The organism is Chryseobacterium sp. Leaf394, assembly GCF_001424105.1.
Lineage (GTDB): Bacteria > Bacteroidota > Bacteroidia > Flavobacteriales > Weeksellaceae > Chryseobacterium.
Genome location: NZ_LMQH01000011.1, coordinates 790699 through 808113, shown reverse-complemented (window position 1 = coordinate 808113; position 17415 = coordinate 790699). Strand labels below are relative to the sequence as shown.

At 36.3% G+C, this 17415-nt stretch carries 20 protein-coding genes; 10 read left to right on the top strand and 10 right to left on the bottom strand.

The window, feature by feature from the left end; all coding sequences use genetic code 11:
• Positions 1–163: 163 nt before the first annotated feature.
• The 5 genes from ASG21_RS08145 to ASG21_RS08125 form a co-directional block, all read right to left on the bottom strand.
• Positions 164–667 carry a DinB family protein gene (locus ASG21_RS08145; protein WP_056078100.1) on the bottom strand — a complete coding sequence of 168 codons (504 nt, stop codon included), beginning with the start codon at positions 665–667 and terminating at the stop codon, positions 164–166.
• A gap of 115 nt (positions 668–782) precedes the next feature.
• Positions 783–1229 carry a GNAT family N-acetyltransferase gene (locus ASG21_RS08140; RefSeq protein WP_056082249.1) on the bottom strand — a complete coding sequence of 149 codons (447 nt, stop codon included), beginning with the start codon at positions 1227–1229 and terminating at the stop codon, positions 783–785.
• Positions 1230–1289: 60 nt separating this feature from the next.
• Positions 1290–2429: a cystathionine gamma-synthase gene (locus tag ASG21_RS08135; RefSeq protein WP_056078097.1), complete on the bottom strand. Its 1140-nt coding sequence runs from the start codon at positions 2427–2429 to the stop codon at positions 1290–1292.
• A 127-nt stretch (positions 2430–2556) separates the two neighbouring features.
• The gene (gldC, locus tag ASG21_RS08130; protein WP_056078094.1) at positions 2557–2883 is read right to left on the bottom strand and encodes a gliding motility protein GldC; all 327 of its coding nucleotides are present in this window, start codon (positions 2881–2883) and stop codon (positions 2557–2559) included.
• A 75-nt stretch (positions 2884–2958) separates the two neighbouring features.
• Complete coding sequence (locus tag ASG21_RS08125; protein ID WP_056078090.1) at positions 2959–3945, bottom strand: hypothetical protein; 987 nt, start codon at positions 3943–3945, stop codon at positions 2959–2961.
• Between the two features lie 43 nt (positions 3946–3988).
• Here ASG21_RS08125 and ASG21_RS08120 point away from each other — a divergent pair, with 43 nt between their 5' ends.
• The 5 genes from ASG21_RS08120 (at position 3989) to ASG21_RS08100 (ending at position 6869) form a co-directional block, all read left to right on the top strand.
• Positions 3989–4519 (top strand): GNAT family N-acetyltransferase, encoded by a 531-nt coding sequence (locus ASG21_RS08120; RefSeq protein ID WP_056078087.1) that lies wholly within the window; start codon positions 3989–3991, stop codon positions 4517–4519.
• A gap of 11 nt (positions 4520–4530) precedes the next feature.
• Complete coding sequence (gene nadE / locus ASG21_RS08115; RefSeq protein WP_056078084.1) at positions 4531–5322, top strand: NAD(+) synthase; 792 nt, start codon at positions 4531–4533, stop codon at positions 5320–5322.
• A gap of 107 nt (positions 5323–5429) precedes the next feature.
• Positions 5430–5915 (top strand): ribonuclease domain-containing protein, encoded by a 486-nt coding sequence (locus ASG21_RS08110; RefSeq protein WP_056078081.1) that lies wholly within the window; start codon positions 5430–5432, stop codon positions 5913–5915.
• Entirely contained in the window at positions 5902–6513 is a 612-nt protein-coding gene (locus ASG21_RS08105) for a matrixin family metalloprotease (protein WP_128414253.1), read from the top strand. The genes ASG21_RS08110 and ASG21_RS08105 overlap by 14 nt, the downstream gene beginning before the upstream one ends.
• Before the next feature lie 41 nt (positions 6514–6554).
• The gene (locus ASG21_RS08100; protein WP_056078075.1) at positions 6555–6869 is read left to right on the top strand and encodes a barstar family protein; all 315 of its coding nucleotides are present in this window, start codon (positions 6555–6557) and stop codon (positions 6867–6869) included.
• 73 nt (positions 6870–6942) lie between these two features.
• Here the strand turns inward: ASG21_RS08100 and ASG21_RS08095 are convergent, their stop codons facing one another.
• The 3 genes from ASG21_RS08095 to pafA all read right to left on the bottom strand — a co-directional run bounded on the left by ASG21_RS08095 (position 6943) and on the right by pafA (position 11825).
• Positions 6943–9171, bottom strand: coding sequence for an ABC transporter permease (locus ASG21_RS08095; protein WP_056078072.1), 2229 nt, complete (start codon positions 9169–9171; stop codon positions 6943–6945).
• Between the two features lie 3 nt (positions 9172–9174).
• A complete protein-coding gene (locus tag ASG21_RS08090; RefSeq protein WP_056082247.1) occupies positions 9175–10080 on the bottom strand; it encodes an ABC transporter ATP-binding protein in 906 nt (301 codons plus the stop codon).
• Between the two features lie 101 nt (positions 10081–10181).
• Complete coding sequence (pafA, locus tag ASG21_RS08085) at positions 10182–11825, bottom strand: alkaline phosphatase PafA (RefSeq protein WP_056082246.1); 1644 nt, start codon at positions 11823–11825, stop codon at positions 10182–10184.
• A 250-nt stretch (positions 11826–12075) separates the two neighbouring features.
• Between pafA and ASG21_RS08080 the strand changes: the two genes are divergently transcribed.
• Positions 12076–13137 carry a tetratricopeptide repeat protein gene (locus ASG21_RS08080; protein ID WP_056078069.1) on the top strand — a complete coding sequence of 354 codons (1062 nt, stop codon included), beginning with the start codon at positions 12076–12078 and terminating at the stop codon, positions 13135–13137.
• A 25-nt stretch (positions 13138–13162) separates the two neighbouring features.
• Here the strand turns inward: ASG21_RS08080 and ASG21_RS08075 are convergent, their stop codons facing one another.
• A complete protein-coding gene (locus tag ASG21_RS08075; protein WP_056078065.1) occupies positions 13163–13537 on the bottom strand; it encodes a transcriptional repressor in 375 nt (124 codons plus the stop codon).
• A gap of 82 nt (positions 13538–13619) precedes the next feature.
• Between ASG21_RS08075 and ASG21_RS08070 the strand changes: the two genes are divergently transcribed.
• The 4 genes from ASG21_RS08070 to ASG21_RS08055 all read left to right on the top strand — a co-directional run bounded on the left by ASG21_RS08070 (position 13620) and on the right by ASG21_RS08055 (position 16762).
• The gene (locus ASG21_RS08070) at positions 13620–14528 is read left to right on the top strand and encodes an NAD(P)/FAD-dependent oxidoreductase (protein ID WP_056078062.1); all 909 of its coding nucleotides are present in this window, start codon (positions 13620–13622) and stop codon (positions 14526–14528) included.
• Between the two features lie 172 nt (positions 14529–14700).
• Complete coding sequence (locus tag ASG21_RS08065) at positions 14701–15498, top strand: hypothetical protein (RefSeq protein ID WP_128414252.1); 798 nt, start codon at positions 14701–14703, stop codon at positions 15496–15498.
• 223 nt (positions 15499–15721) lie between these two features.
• Positions 15722–16300, top strand: coding sequence for a Crp/Fnr family transcriptional regulator (locus ASG21_RS08060; RefSeq protein ID WP_056078056.1), 579 nt, complete (start codon positions 15722–15724; stop codon positions 16298–16300).
• 72 nt (positions 16301–16372) lie between these two features.
• Positions 16373–16762, top strand: a complete 390-nt coding sequence (locus ASG21_RS08055; protein WP_056078053.1) for a RidA family protein — start codon at positions 16373–16375, stop codon at positions 16760–16762.
• An 86-nt stretch (positions 16763–16848) separates the two neighbouring features.
• Here ASG21_RS08055 and ASG21_RS08050 read toward each other — a convergent pair whose 3' ends face one another.
• Positions 16849–17385 carry a hypothetical protein gene (locus ASG21_RS08050; protein WP_056078051.1) on the bottom strand — a complete coding sequence of 179 codons (537 nt, stop codon included), beginning with the start codon at positions 17383–17385 and terminating at the stop codon, positions 16849–16851.
• Positions 17386–17415: the final 30 nt, after the last annotated feature.

Sequence of the window (17415 nt, the reverse complement as noted above, 5' to 3'; positions counted from 1 at the left end):
AGCCCGTTCCTACTGATCCAATATTGAAAATACATTTTGATAAAACGCACTTATAAAATTTGAGATGATTCCGAAAAAAAGGCTGAAGCCCATCGGTATTGATAGAATTGCTTAAAACAAATTCAAATCCTTCTATTCCTGAATATCAGAAAATATCTGCCCTTTACAATTCCGGCAAATATCTCTCCTCCACCACGTTCAAATGATGAATATTATGTCCAACAATTAATTTAGAAATCGTTTCTACAGAAATTTGGTTTCCATTAGCAGTTCCGATATTATTCAATATTGTAGGATTTAATGTTTCCAACAAAATCAGAGAAGAATTTCTTACCAGTTGATATTCCTTCAACAAGGACTCTAAACTTCTCTCATTCGCAAAGGAATGGGCTGCATAACTTTCTTCATCAAAACCAGATAATTCCGATTTTTCACCTCTAGCAAATGCCAGAATCCGATACTGAAAAACTCTCTCTGTGTCTGAAAGATGCAAAAGCACTTCCTTTAAAGTCCATTTTCCTTCTGCGTACGCAAATTTAGATTGCTCTTCAGTCAAATAAGAATACAGGGAAACGGTTTTTTCACCAACCAGTTTCAATTCTTCCAGCCAGTTTTCTGATGGAATTAAATCTAAATATCTCTGAATGTATTTTTCGAAATCTGTCATCTTAATATGGGTAATGAGTAATTGGTAATGAGTAATATTTTAATGTAACAATCTATCAGTTAAGCAATGTAACAATCAAAAAATTGGTAAACTGATACATTGGTAAATTGTTAGATTATGAAATTTTCCATTCGTAAAAATTCACCTCATCGTAGATTTCAAATCCGCAAGATGCGTAGAGTTTATTTCCGATGTCGTTTGATTTTCCGGTTTCGAGGAGAATACCTGCAGAGTTTGTTGATTTTGCAAGTTCTTTGGCTTCTTCAATTAATTCTTTTGAAAAACCTTTTCCACGAGAATTTTCGTTAACGAACAGATCATTTAACAGCCAATACCGTTTCATTCTTGTTGAGGAAAACAATGGATACAGTTGTACAAAGCCAACCAACTGACCTCCACTTTCAGCAACAAAAATTTCAGAATCTCTGTTCTTTATTCTTTCCTTTAAAAAATTTTCAGCTGCAGAAATATCTGATTCTTTGTGATAAAAAATCCTGTACTGATCAAACAGTTCGGCCAATTGAGGTAGATCCTGAATGGTAGCCTTTCTTGTGTTTTTCATTTTAAAATTTAATTTAAAAACAAACATCCGCTGTGAGACGGATGTTGATAAGGTATTATTTTAAGAGAATGCTTTCTCCAAATCTGCAATCAAATCTTCTGCATCTTCGATCCCAACGCTGAGACGAACCAGGTCGTCGGTAATTCCCAACTCTGCACGTTTTTCTGCAGGAATGGAAGCGTGAGTCATCAATGCCGGATGATTGGCCAAAGATTCCACTCCACCTAAAGATTCAGCCAGAGTAAAGACTCTAACTTTTTCTAAAAACTTAATCGCATCTTCTTTTTTCCCGGATTTGAATGTAAAAGAAACCATTCCTCCGAAATCTTTCATCTGAGCTTTTGCCAGCTCGTATTGAGGATGAGATTCCAATCCTGGGTAAATTACCTGCGCAACTGCCGGATGAGATTCAAGATATTTAGCTACTGCCATTCCGTTTTCTGAATGTCTCTGAACTCTTAATGCCAGTGTTTTAATTCCTCTTAAAACCAAATAAGAATCGTGAGGTCCCAAAATGCCACCGCTTGCAAACTGAATGAAGTGAAGTTTTTCTCCCAGTTCAGCATCTTTAGCAATCAAAGCTCCAGCAATTACATCTGAGTGACCACCTAAATATTTTGTCGCTGAGTGCATTACGATATCTGCTCCCAAATCGATTGGTCTTTGAAGATATGGTGTTGCGAATGTATTATCAACGGCAACCAGAATATCTTTTCCTTTTGCAATTTCCACCACTGCTTTGATGTCAACCAGTTTCATCAATGGGTTGGTTGGAGTTTCCACCCAGATTAATTTGGTTTTATCTGTAATTACGTCTGCGATTTTTGAAGCATCATCAAAATTCACTAAAGTAAATTTCAACTGGTACTTTTCAAAAAGTCTGGTGAACATTCTGTAAGTTCCACCGTATAAATCGTCCACAGCAACCACTTCGTCGCCAGGATTTAATAATTTTAAAACACAGTCGATAGCAGCTAATCCTGAACCGAAAGCCAAACCTCTCGCTCCGTTTTCGATGCTTGCCAAAGAGTCTTCCAAAGCCTGTCTTGTAGGGTTTGCCGCTCTTGAATATTCATATCCTGAATGCACACCCGGACTTTTCTGTGCGAAAGTGGATGTTAAAAAAACAGGAACATTCACAGAACCTGTTGCAGATTCGTGGTGTTGTCCTCCGTGTATAACTTTTGTATTGAAATTCATAATATTTTGCTTTTAGCTTATTGCTTTTGGCATTTAGCTTTACAGCTAACTGCTACAATCTATTTATACTTTACTTTGATCTCTCAGCAAAAAGCCATTCGCCATTTGCCATAAGCCAAAGATTTTTTTACATTTTTATCGCTGATTTGATTGCAAATTCCTCTGCCATCTGCTCGATCCATTCTGCAACATCATCTTCGCCGGTTGCTCTCTGGTACGTACTTCCCATAGAAACAAAAATCTGGTGCATAAACATTTTCATCTGGTCTACAGGCATTTCTTTTGTCCACAGGTCAATTCTTAAAGCTTCTTTAGCTTTTTCGTCCCATACGGAAATCATAAAGGCTTTCGTATCCTGTTTCTGTATTCCGCCATCTTCAGCGTTCCATGTGATGTTTTCAGGGACGTGGTTTTCATCCAGCTCAACATCTATTGTAATCTGAGTCTTTCTCATTTCTCTATTTTTCTAATATTTATTTTTCAATTTAAATTATCCTTTCCATCTCCGTTCTTCCCGCTTCCATCTTCCCTACTCCTCAAACTTCGGCGTGTAACCCGCTTCGTTAAAAATCTGGGTGGCATCTTTTTTAATAAAATCCGTCAGTTTTGTTTCCGGATTTTTGCTGAAATAGGATTTGCAGATTTGCCATCCTGTGAAAACTCCGATCATAGGAGAAGATTCGTTGTCGATTTCTGTATAAAATTTTGAGAACGGTCCTGGGTTGATAAATCTTTCCACCAAACGGTGATCGTCGCCAAAAATAAGATTACTTTCCACAAAATAATTATAGACATTGGCTTCATTGTTTTTTGCCCAGTCGTACTGCTCTTTCGTGTAATCCATTTTCAGATAATCCGGTGTTTCGGGCAGGAAAGCATCCTGAAGCATCATCACTTTTCCACTGTAGAGCATCAAATCGACAAATTTCTGATGATCAGTTGAAAAAGGAACAATCTTTTCGGCAAAAATTCTTGAAACTTTCGGAACGATATTGTCCGGGTTCATTGATTTTTGAAAATAAAGCTCCAATCCTTTGTAATTGGGATTTTTAAAACCCATAAATCCTGTGATGTCTATAAAAAGAAAATTAGTCTTTTCATCATATAAAATCGGATCCTGAATCATCTGCAGTGAAGATGAAAATAAAAAAACCTTTGGAGTTTTAAATTCAGGAAAATAATATTTGATGTGTGAAAAAAGGTCATTAAAATCTTTCTCCAGTTTTGCCTGATCGATTTTTGAAGCGGCTTCCTGATACAGTTTAATTTCCTGAGGATCAGTTCTTCTTTTAATAAAATCTTCATTGGGAACACTTCCCTGAAACCAAGGGAATTTTGCCTGAAACTGCTCGAGAGAAACTTTAGGATCAAAAAATTCCTTTGAAATATCTGTCATGGAAACTTTCTCAGCAGGCTTGGTGATTTCTACCTTCCATTGTGCTTCCTGTTCTTTTTTACATGAATTTAAAGCTAAAACTAAAAGGCATGAAACTGCCGCAATTCTAAAAATCTTCATTATTTTTACATGAAATTTAAGTTTACAAAAATAAGTAAAATTAATGGCAAAAATATTCATTGAGACCGAAAGACTTATCCTCAGAGAAATAATTTCTGAAGATGCCGAAGCGTTTTTTGCAATGGACAGCAATCCTGAAGTGGTAAAATATGTGGGAATAAAACCTCTTACCGACATCAGCCAAAGTGCAGAAATGATCGAAAGCATCCGGAAACAATATACAGAAAACGGAATCGGCCGCTGGGCGGTCATCAGAAAAGAAGACGGAAAACTAATCGGCTGGAGTGGCTTAAAACTGATTAAAGAAATCAATAATCATCAGAATATTCACGATCTTGGCTACCGTTTCACCCCTGACTACTGGGGAAAAGGTTATGCCACGGAAACTTCGATCGCAGTTTTGAATTTTGGTTTCAATGAAATGAAACTCAATATCATTTTTGCATACGCCGATGTGGAGAACGATGCATCCAATCATGTTCTGAGAAAGCTGGGTTTTGAAGAAAAAGAAACGTTCACCGATGAAGGCGACCAATGCTTCTGGTATGAACTAAAAAAAGAAAACTTTAAATAATAAAAATAAATATGCAGACACAGAAAGTAATTGATCATATCGTACAGTGGCTAAAAGATTATGCCGAAAAATCAGGAGTAAAAGGTTATGTTTTGGGAGTTTCCGGAGGTGTAGATTCCGGAGTGGTTTCTACTTTGGCAGCGATGACCGGCTTAAAGACTCTGTTGATCGAAATGCCGATCCGTCAAAAGGAAGATCAAGTAAACCGTGCCTGGGAACACATGAATGATTTAAAATCTAAATTCCCCAATGTGGAAGCGATGTCCGTAAATCTTACCCCTGCTTTTGAGGAACTGTACAAAACTTTTGATGTGCATGATGATGAATTTCCAAACGAAAAACTGGCTTTTGCCAACACAAGATCACGTTTGAGAATGCTGACTTTATATTATTACGGTCAAATCAACGGACTTTTGGTGTGCGGAACAGGAAATAAAGTTGAAGATTTCGGAATTGGTTTTTATACAAAATATGGCGACGGCGGGGTCGATATCTCTCCTATCGCTGACCTTTATAAAACTGAAGTTTATGCATTGGCAAAAGCTTTAAATTTAGTTAAAAACATTCAGGAAGCTATTCCTACAGACGGACTTTGGGATGCTGAAAGAACCGACGAAATGCAGATTGGTGCAACCTATCCCGAACTGGAAAAAATTCAAAAAGAATGGGGAACGAAAACAGAAAACGACTACAGCGGAAGAGATCTGGAAGTTTTTAAAATTTTCAGCAGAATGAACCGAGCTGCCCAGCATAAAATCAACCCGATTCCGGTATGTGATATTCCGGAAGAATGGAGACTGTAAAAGTGAATTTTGCTATGCAAGTGAATTGTCAGTTGTGAATTTTTGCAATTAGGACTATTACTTGACTATTGACTAACGAAGTTAGATTAACTATTGACATATAAACAATGAATTCCAAAACACGTTCGATACTTTTTGCCTGCATGGGACTTCTTTTCGGGATGTCTGCGATGTACATTTATAATACATTTATCGCAGAGAAGAAAGCTCCGGTTCAAACTGAAAATGCCGGACAAAATTCAGCTGAAAAAGTTGACAAAACACTTTCAATTGATCAATTGACGGCTGAAAACACCGTTATTGATTTTGTCAAAAAAAATCATCAGCTTCCAGATTATTATTTAACTAAAAACGAAGCAAAGAAACAGGGTTGGAATCCTTCGCAGGGAAATCTCTGTGACGTTCTGCCGGGAAAAGCCATTGGCGGAGATCACTTTGGAAACCGTGAAGGAAAACTTCCTAAAGGTAAAAAATATTTTGAAGCCGACGTGAATTACAACTGCGGAAACAGAAACGGCGACCGGATTGTTTTCACCAAAAAAGGTGAAGTATATTTAACGAAAGATCATTATAAAAGTTTTGAGGAGAAATAATTGGTTGCTGGCAGGATTATTATTTTTACTAATGTTTTCATGCAGCGATAAAAAGGCAAATCTTATTGAAAATAATAGAGAGGCAGTTATTTTGGTTCAGCCTTTTAAAGATATGAATTCGGAAACGACAAAATTTGTTACTGACCAGATTAAAAAGATTTATCCGCACGTAAAAGTTCTTGAACCCATCGAGCTACCGAAAGAAGCTTATTATAAAGAAAGAAATCGGTACAGAGCAGATTCAATCATTAAAAGTTTAAGCCAAAACACTGAAAAGGGATTCGTAAAAATTGGCTTAACAACAAATGATATCAGCTCAACGAAGGGATCTGTGATAGATTTTGGAGTTATGGGATTAGGCTATCAACCGGGGAAATCCTGTGTCGCATCAAATTTCAGATTAAATAAAGACAATAAAAACGAACAGTTTTTCAAAGTGGCTATCCATGAAATCGGGCATACACAGGGTCTGAAACACTGTCCTGAAAAATCCTGCTTTATGAGAGACGCAGAAGGAAAAAATCCAACCGATGAGGAAACTGATTTCTGCAATAAATGCAGGGATTTTCTTAAAACTAAAAACTGGAAGTTCAATTAAATTGATAAACTCATACATTTGCATTAAATTTAAATTAAACTATGAACACTACATACATCGACTTCGCAGATCTTGGGGATTACGAAGATTTTTATACTCAGCTTAAAGAAAAGCTAGAACTTCCTGCACATTTTGGAGATAATCTGGATGCACTTTCGGATGTGATTTCGGGCGAACTGAAACTTCCTCTCCACTTAGAATTTGTCAATATGAGCGTCGATCAGCTTGAAATTTTTGAAGATTTATTAACTACTTTAGAAGATGTGGAAGATGATGTGGAAGATTTCTCTTTTGCCTACTATCTGGAGCAGTACGACGATGAAGAAGGAGAAGCTGACGAAGAAACCGAGCACTAATTAAAATATTTAAAATTGAAAAAGCCGTCTCTACATCAAAGTGAGACGGCTTTTAATTTAAGTGAGATTTCGATTAAAAATTAATCATTACATCATCGTTTTCAGAAATTTCATCAATGATATTCTGGAAATTCGTTTCGTCCGGTCTCGGTAGATTGGCATTATACATTTTTCCCTGAGGATCTATCATCATAAAGCGCGGAATTCCTGCTACTCCTAAGTTATTCAGAACATTCGGATCCGAAATCCACCATTGCACAACAGCAGATTTTTTATTCTTCAGATCAAGTTTCCATTTATTTTTATCGGCATCGATGCTCGCAGAAAGAAATACGATTTTATCATTATAAGAATATTTATTAGCCTGATATTCGAAAACCGGAGATGTTTCACGACACGGTTCACACCAGGTTGCCCAAAGATCCAGAATCACACATTTACCTTTAAATTTATCTAAATTAACTTTCTTCCCTGACTGATCTTCAAAAGCTATCACCGGAAAAGGTTTTCCTTTCTGCTGGTTGTTGATAATCTGCAGTTCACTGCCCAAATACCTCGGATATTTCGGATTCTGAAATTCAGAAAATTTGTTCTTAAAAAGTTCAACGCGTTGATTTTCATCTTTTATAAGATTCATCATCTTCAACATCTGAAACGACAGCAGCTGATCTTTTTCAAGACCTTTAGGCATCTGTGAAAGTTTTACAAAGACAATGCTGTCAGGATTTTTTGATCCTTCTTTCGGAAGAAATCCTTTGATCTTCCAGTTTTTATATTCTTCGCTAGACAGCAACATAGAAACTGGTTTTTTCACAATCTGCTGAAGCTCGTTCATTAAATCTGCAGGCGGTGTAAATTTTTTATCTGTAAAAGATGTCATCTTCTGATAATCATATATGGCATTCAGAAGTTTAACTGCATTTATCTGCTCCTGAAATTTTCTGAAGTCATCTGAAAAATAAATATTTTCTTTTGTTCTGTACTTTCTTAAATACTTCTCGCCGTCTTCCCATTCTTCCTGAGCTGCATCATAAAATTTATCCGGTTCATTGGTATATTGCTTATCTGCCACCACAAATGAATAAAACATTGAGAATTTCTGAGCTGTTGAAATAATATACTGATCTTCGGCTTTTCGCGTTCCTTTCAGGGTGACTACAAAATGTTTCGGATCTGTCTTAATATTAAAAAAGATATCATCACCTTTTGACAGCACAAAGGGATACTGCTTTTTGTCCACAATTAAAATATAAGAAGCCAGATCCACATTTTTTTTAGATTTCCATGAGAATTTTCCGTCTTTTACAGGGATTTCCGCTAAAGGCTCGTGGAGTTCTTTAGAAATAATTTTAACCGTTTTAATGGTATTAGGAGCAGCAATACTTCCTTCGATTGAAGTTAAATCCGAATTTTTCTGCGGATAAAATGGCTTTGTAATCAGAAAGTAAATTCCAGCAAATACGGCAATTCCTACGATTGTTTTAATTATCGTGGTCTTATTTCTTAGAAAAGCATTTTTATAACCTCTTCTGCTGTACCAAATATATCCTGTCACGAAAAACAAAACTGTCCAAAACAGGCTCAGGTATTCAGTATAACCAAAAAAGTGATTCAGTTGATAAGAATCATTATACGACAGCGCAGTATCTAAATTATTATAGGGAGAATAATCATAGGTTTCTTTTCTGATTCTAGCCACTACATTTACAACGAAGCCTACAAAGCCGATGACAAAAGGCCATACAAAACCTGGTATAATGACCGACAACATCATCTGCAGAGAAATAATTCCCAAACTCAGCACAAACAACCTAGCAAAAGTCTGAAACACCCAGTACAAATCGATAGAATATTTTAAGTTTTCCTGTGGAAATAATGCCTGAGCAAGATAACCTTCCAAAACTGTTGCCACGAAAAATACCACTAGAGATATTGTTGTAAGAGCTACAAGCACCAGAAATTTCCCTGTGTAAATACTCAATTTGCTTAAAGGCTGGGTTTCTAAAAATGTCCATCCATTATTCTTATGATCGGTCTGTGCAATTCTGGTCGCGGCAATAATGATGAAAAGCAGCATAAAGAAAGTTCCGAAAGGTCCTACGCTGTCTCCCAGAGAATCCTGCGTGGTTGTAGTAACCACACCATCATATTTTCTTGAAGCCTCATTAAAAATCTGAATAAAAATACTCAGAGCCGGAAGTAAAACGGCAAAGATTACTGCTAAAATGAGGAGTCCCAGATTTTTTGTTTTGAGCCATTCTGCGGCAAATGCGGTTTTTATATATTTAAATTCTGTATTCATGTTTTAGTTTTGTTTTGTAATTTCCATAAACCATTCTTCAAGACCTCCTGCTGCTGAAATTTGAAAAATCTGAGCACCGCTGTTGACTAAGAGCGTATTGATCGCTGCGATTTCCATTTGCGAATTGGTTACGATAGCAATTTCGTTCTCAGATTTGAGTTCGGTTTCGTATTTTGTTTTTAAAATTTCGTTAAATTTCTCAGCGTCATTCAATTGGAATTTTGTTTTTTGGAATTTATACAGGTCATTCAGTTCTTCTTTACTTCCTTCGAATTTTATTTCGCCATTTGAAATAATTCCTAGATGAGTTACCATTTTATCAATTTCCAACAATAGATGACTTGAAATAAAAATGGTCACGCCCTGTTCACGATTGAGTTTGATGAGAAGTTCCCGCACTTCCAGCATTCCATTGGGATCAAGTCCGTTTACAGGCTCATCCAATACCAGAAGTTCAGGATTACTGATCAACGCCAAAGCAATGGCGAGTCTCTGCTTCATGCCCAGAGAATACTTTTTCATTTTAATATTTCGGGCATGAGAAAGGCCGACAGTTTCTAAAACTTCATCGATTGTTTTAGGATTCAGTTTTTTGATGATGCATACGATTTTCAGATTATCGTAGCCCGAAAGGTGATCATAGAAAGCCGGATAATCGATGAGTGAGCCAATATTCTGTAAAGCTCTGGGATAGATGTCAGAAACATTCTCATTAAACACTTTTACTGCATTGTTTTCATCATTAAAAAGTCCCATAATCAGGCGCATTGTAGTGGATTTACCGGCACCATTTGCTCCCAAAAATCCATAGATTGATCCTTTTGGAACTTTTAAATTGACATTTTTCAGAATAAGTTTCTGACTGTCGAAACCAAAATTGAGATTCTTGATTTCTATAATGTTGTCCATAGTTTTTTTTGGATAGGTATTAAATTTCACTGAGATGTTACATAGCAAACAAAAAAATGCGCATACAATGTAAGCGCATTTCAATTTTATTTTTAAAAAATTTATTTTCCTAAAACTTCCATCAAAGGTTGTCCGACGTTACCACTCGGGTTTTCAATTCTTAAAAACTGTGCAATGGTCGGTGCAATATCTGTCATAAAATGTGAAGCATTGCTTTCACCGTGAGGAACTTTCCAACCCATAAAAATTAGAGGAATATGAGCATCATAAGAATTCCAGACACTGTGTGTGGTTCCTTTTTTAGCATAATTCGGAAGCATTCCATCGTGGGAAACAATCTGAATATCACCGCTTCGCTGCCAGTTGTAACCATTAACCACTCTCGTTTTAATAGGCTCCGGAATCGGTGCGTTGGCAACATCTTTCAAATCAACCGCATACAAAACACGGGGATCTTTGTTTAAATTTTCGATAATACTTTTTTTAATGGCAGCTTCATCCAGTTTCTTATCTTTGATTAACTGATGATCAAGATAAATCTGATAATTATCGATTCCCAAAATAAGTTTGCTTGCGGCATATTTTGTTTCCAGTTCGGCACCTAAGTTTTTTTCCATACCGTCATCAAAAAAGCCGGTCAGCATTTTATTTTCTTTCATGTAACCTTCTGCGTGAGCGCCGCCGTGATCTGCCGAAAGGAAAACAAGATAATCGCCCTTCCCTACTTTTTGATCAAGCATTTTAAAGAAATTCGCCAGTTCTATATCAAGTCTCAGGTACGTATCTTCCACTTCAATTGCGTTCGGTCCGTAAGCGTGACCAACATAATCGGTAGATGCAACGTTGATGGCAAGAAAATCTGTGATCTGATCTGCACCCAGCTGATAGCCGTCGATAGCAGCTTCAGCAAACTTCAAAGTATAGGTATTTCCGAAAGGTGTCGTTCTTAAAACGCCTTTGTTTACAGCATAATCTGCTGCAAGATTGTTGTAAGGGAAAGTTGGAGATTTGGCTGTTCCAACAGGCTTTTCCCAGGGAACATCATCTCTCGTACTTTCTGTGTATTCGCTGATTGGCAACAGCGTATTCCATCCGTTGGCAACCAGTTTTTCAGCCAATTTCTGATCGTTAAATTTATTTACCCAGTCAGGCAAACTGGTCATATAATAAGTACTTGTCACAAAATTTCCGTTGGTTTCATCAAACCAGAAAGCTCCGGTCGGATTATGACCTGCAGGCAGAATGGAAGCTCTGTCTTTCAGCGAAACACCAACTACTTTTGACTGAAAATTACTGGAAATTCTCAGTTGATCTGTGATGGTTGTACTCCAGAGATTTTTCGGGGAATGACCACCGATTTTATCATTGGTTCCCACACCTTTTACTTCGGTATCTGCTGTACAGTAAACATTTTTTCCGGTTGCTTTGTCTGTCCAGTCATTTCCGGCAATACCGTGAATTGAAGGTACAGAACCTGTGTAAATGGTGGTATGTCCAATCGCAGTAACCGTCGGAACATAAGGAATCATCACATTATTGAACGAAAAACCTTTATTCAGCATTCTTTTAAAACCATCTTCTCCGTACTTATCATAAAAACGGTACAGATAATCCCACCTCATCTGGTCAATCACCAGACCGACTACCAGTTTCGGTTTTTCTAACTGAGACTTCTTATTTTTCTGTGCATTTACCGTTATTAAAGAAATGAGAGTAACTGCAGCAATTGAAATTTTCCTAAACATTAAATAACTTTTTTTAACGGTGACAAATTTAAGTGTTTTGAAAGTTTTGGTGTGTGAAATTCCGATGAATTTTTTTTGATGAAAATTCAATATGATCATTGCTGAAAATTTTACATGATATTTAAATTGCCTCCTTTCATTCAAAAATCTCTCAGTTGAAAGAAAAAATATTATAAATAAATTGAAAAAAAATATTAAAAGTTCAAAGAATAATTTAGATATTTACTTAAAACTAAATCCATTTATTTCCATGAAAAAAGAACTTATCTATTGTATTCTGATTTTCAGTTTCGGTTACATCCATGCTCAAAAGAAAACCTTTAAATGTGAAAAAGTTTATGATGCTGTAAAATTGATTGATGAACAAAAATATAATGAAGCCATAGTCATGCTTAGAGAATGCGAGAAAATTGACTCAAAAGAATATACCTATCCATATGAAATTGCGTTAGCTTACACCTATAATAAACAATACGACAAGGCAATAGATCAACTCCTAAAAATCAAAAATTACGAAAACCTCAGCGCCGATTACTATCAGCTGCTGGGAAACAATTATGATTATCTTGAAAAACCTGAGAAGGCCATTGCCACCTATGATGAAGGTTTAAAAAAATTTCCGAATGCCGGAAGACTCTATCTGGAGCGCGGTGTTGTTTTTGAGTTTGAGAAAAAATACGATGAGGCAATCGCATCTTATGAAAAAGGAATGCGTGTGGAGCCAAATTATCCGTCAAATTATTACAGAGCAGGAAGACTTTATATGAATTCTCAAAACACAATGAAAGGACTTATTTATGGTGAAATCTTCGTAAATCTCGAGAGAACGACAGAGCGTACTAGAGAAATTAGTAAAATGCTTTTTGATACATATAAAGCAGCTATAAAATTTACAAACAGCAATGAAATACAGGTAGCTCTATGTAAATCAGTACAAGTAGACGTATCTGAATTGGATAACAAGAAGCTACCTTACTGCATGATTTTTGAGAAAAATTTAGTTCTGTCAGTCATAGGTCACGATAGCTTTAATCTTGCATCTTTTGCTAAAATCAGAGAGAGATTTCTTAAAGAATATTATGTACGAGATATTAAAAACTATCCGAACGTTCTGATTGAGTATCAAAAAAAGATGGAAGATAACAAGATCTTTAATGCTTACAATCACTATCTCTTTCAAATTGGTGATGAGCAGGGATTTGATGCATGGCAAGCCGCAAATAATGCAGAATACAAGAAATTTGTCGATTGGTATACCGAGCCGGAAAACAGTTTAGAAATGAATCAACAAGGTGTTTTTATCTCTGAGTAAATCAGGTAGCATTTTGGAGTATATTTCACGCACAATCTCTACAAACTCCCGTCAACACACAATTAACACTTTCAACCGCATACCCTTTTTCCAGAGAAAACTGCACAGCAACCGGCAAACATTCTATCGTTTCACATTTTATGCATCTGAAATGAAAATGATGGTCTAACAGCTTCTTTTTTTCACATTTAATACAGACCGCAAAATACTGTTTTCCGTCTTCGGCAACGATTCTGTGGAGAATTCCGTCTTCGCAGAAACGGTTCAGTACACGGTAAACTGTAGCTCTGTCCATATCCAGAGAAACTTTTTTCAGTATAGCATCCTGACTCATTGCCTTTTTTGAATCTGACAACACATTCAGAATGGCTTCTTTGCTGGGTGTACTTCTTCTTTTCATTTTTATTAATGCGATTGTGTTGCAATAATAAAAATTTATTTTAACTTTGACAAGAATTTAAAGAGAATTAAAACTATTACTTATGAAACATTCTGATTTATTCGAAGTTATTATCATTGGCGGAAGCTATGCCGGACTTTCTGCAGCAATGGCTTTGGGACGTTCGCTCCGAAACGTTTTGGTGATTGACAGCGGAAAACCGTGTAACGAACAGACGCCACATTCTCAAAATTTCCTGACTCAGGATGGAAAAACACCTAAAGAAATTTCAACTTTAGCGAAAAGTCAAGTTCAGGAATATGAGACAATACAGTTTTATGATGGAAAAGCCATTTCAGCTCAAAAGACAGATTTAGGATTTGAAATTACGTCAGAAGATGGTCAAAAATTTAATTCTAAAAAACTGATCGTTGCTACCGGAATTTCTGACGAAGTTCCGGACATTAAAGGTTTCAAAGAATCCTGGGGAATATCACTGATTCACTGCCCGTATTGCCATGGTTATGAATACAGAGGAAAAAAAACGGGAATAATTGCCAATGGAGACCGTGGTTTTCATATTATTTCTTTGGTAAGTAATCTTACAAACAATCTTACAGTTTTTACGCGTGGAAAAGCTGATTTCACCGAGGTCCAACGGGAAAAATTAGAAAAAAATAAAATACAGATCGTCGAAACTGAAATTGAAGAACTGAAACATCAGAACGGAATGGTCGAAAGTCTGATTTTATCTGATGGCAAAGTTGTAAACTTTGATGTGGTTTATGGCCCTTCTCCTTTCACTCAACATTCAAAAATTGCGGAATCTCTGGGTTGCGAAATGACGGAAATGGGTCACATCAAAGTCGATCAGTTCCAGAAGACAAATGTTGTTGGATTGCTTGCGTGTGGTGATAATTCCAGCATGATGCGTTCAGTTGCCAATGCCGTTTATACAGGAAATGCTGCTGGTGCCATGGTGAATGCCGAGTTGGTGACGGATCGTTTTTAAAATTAAAAACAATAAAATACTTATCTATCTTTAATTCAATTTGAAATTCTTCAGTACTGTCTACAACTTTTTCTGGATATCCCAATCAAATCGTGAAATATTCAAAAATATTTATTCTACTTTTACAGTAAAATAAACTATGAATAATCAAAGGCACATCAAAGGATTGATAATGTCAGTACTTTGCTTAATATTTGCAATTTCCTGTCAGACAAACGACCCTGAAGAAGTTCAGTTACTCAATAATGCACCAAATTTTGAAGCTTACCAGTTAAGATATATGCACTATCCCAGCAATATTCTGCCCGGAAGTACCGGTGAGAAAGTTACCATTCAATACGACAATCAAAACCGCCCAATAAAGCGTGAAGGAGGGCTGTTAGCTCTTCCGGCATCAACGGGTTTCGGTTATACATTTTCAAATAATTATTATGAAGAAGTTGTCTACGGAAATAATGAGATATCACTGACCGTGAAGCTTTCACTGCCTTATTCTACGGACCAATTAAAAACCATTTACAAAACCCAAAACGGCAAAATTGTCAAGAAAATCAACATAGATCCATATGTAAATGATACAATCGAGTATTTTTACAACAACGAAAAAGTTGTGCAATCATTTAAAAAGAAAAAGGTTCCTGTCTCTGACACTAAATATTACTACAATTCCGCTGGAAATATAGACAGTATTGTAAGCAGACCTTATGTGTTTAATGCTGTAAGCCAAACATGGCAGGTTGATTTTTCAGGTAAAATCAGAACTGTTCAACTTTTTAAAGACTATGACAATTCGCCAAATCCAACCAAAAAACTGATGTTGTTTGAAGAGATTTTCAACAGATCACTTTCTCAAAACAATTACAGATTTTATGAAAGTAAATCTTATGATGTTTTTGGAAATTTGTATGATTTTTCTACACGAAGCTGGACTTTCAACTACGTCAACAATCAAATACAATTTACCAATTAAACTGTAAATATTTTTTGACCATTTTTTTTAGAAGCAAGAAATAAGAAATAATACAGTTAACAAAGTTTCATTTTTGTAGATTTTATTCTGTGAATATATGCAATCAGAAATGATTTATTCTTCAGCACCATTTTTATCATTCTGAAAGAATTTTTCAGCTGTGATAACAGTTTAAATTCTTCGGAATGACAAAAAGACTTTCATTATTGTGAATCATGAATAAATGATAGAAATTCTCAAAACTCATATCCAAAAAATAATTGATCTATCTGAGAATGATTTGGAAAAAGCATGTTCATTTTTCAAAGAGCAGCATTTCAAAAAACGTGAAATGATCATCAGTGAAAATGCTCAGGTTGATCATGTGTATTTCATTATTTCAGGTCTTCTGAAGCTTTTTTATACTGATGCTGAGGCTAAAGAACACATCATTTCGTTTTCCATGGAAGACTGGTGGGAAAGCGACTATGCTGCTTTTTATACTCAGACTAAAGCGACTCAGTCGCTACAGTGTCTGGAAGATACTTTAGTTTTGAAACTTTCATTTGATAATTATCAACGGTTGTTGACAGAAGTCCCAAAAATGACTGAATTTTTCCTGAAAAAAGCGATTGGCGGGCATATTTCAAACCAAAGAAGAATACTTTCTCTGATGACGATGAGTGCAAAAGAGAGATACGAACAGTTTCTGAGATACTACCCTATTCTTATTCAGCGTTTACCTAAAACCGTGCTAGCCTCCTATCTTGGCGTTTCCAGAGAGACATTGAGCAGACTGTACTTAGAATCCGGTTTAAAATAGTGATGTAGGTCACAGCTTATATTTTCTCACACTGCCGAACTTTGTTCCATTAATAAATTTAAATATTTCAACATGGAAAAAAGAATCATCAATCCGTGGACATGGCAGGACGACAGAAATTACGCACAGGCTGTGGAAGTCAAAAATGTTCAGAGCACGCTTTACGTTTCAGGACAAACAGCAATCGACGAAAATGGAATAACGAGCGATGCCGACATGAGAACGCAAATCACCAAAACTCTGGAAAATCTTGAAAAGGTTATTTTAAAAGCAGATTTTGAATTGAAAAACATTGTGAGGTTAAATGTTTTTACAACAGATCATCCTGCATTTTTTGAAAACTTTGATATCTGGCAAAGCTGGATTACAAAACACGGAATTCAGCAGGCAAGCACCGTAATCGAAGTTAAAACTTTGTTTGAAACGCTGAAAGTGGAAATGGAAGCAACGGTTGTTAAGTAAATCTTACAAATACCCACATTTATCTGAATTAAACAAAAAAGACTGTCACTTCATTACTGTGACAGCCTTTTTTGCTATTCTGAATATTATGCCTTCCAAAAAGACCAAACCGTTCCGTTAAAAACCGCCAGGACTTTTTTTGTGGTGTCATAAACCATCATTCCGGGAGACGGATTGATAATGTTGGTTTGCGGATTCGCAACTTTCGGTAAAATCATCGCTTTATTGCTGTCTTCCAAAACCAAAATACCGGGCGTCGAACTTGGTGTACCGATACTTACTTTGGCATCAGCAGCTTCTGAAGCAGCAGTTTGAATGGTAATTCCGTTGATTCCGCTTACAGGATCAGTTGTTTTTCCTGTGGTGTCTACCGAAAGATCTTTCCAGCCAGCAGCATATTTTACTTTCACTTTAAGTGTAGTGAGATCATACACCATCGTTCCGTTAGCAGAACTGGTCAAAGTGTTTGCATCGGTTACCCAAGGTAAAATCATTCCTCTGTTTTGGTCATTACCAAATTCCAGCGAAACAGAATTATTGGTGACGGCAGGCTTTCCGATGGCAACCTGAGCCTGCGTAAAAATTGTGGTCAGTGCAAGACTGAGCGTTAATAAAATTCTCATTTTTTTCTTTTTTTCTTTTTTTTTCTGTGT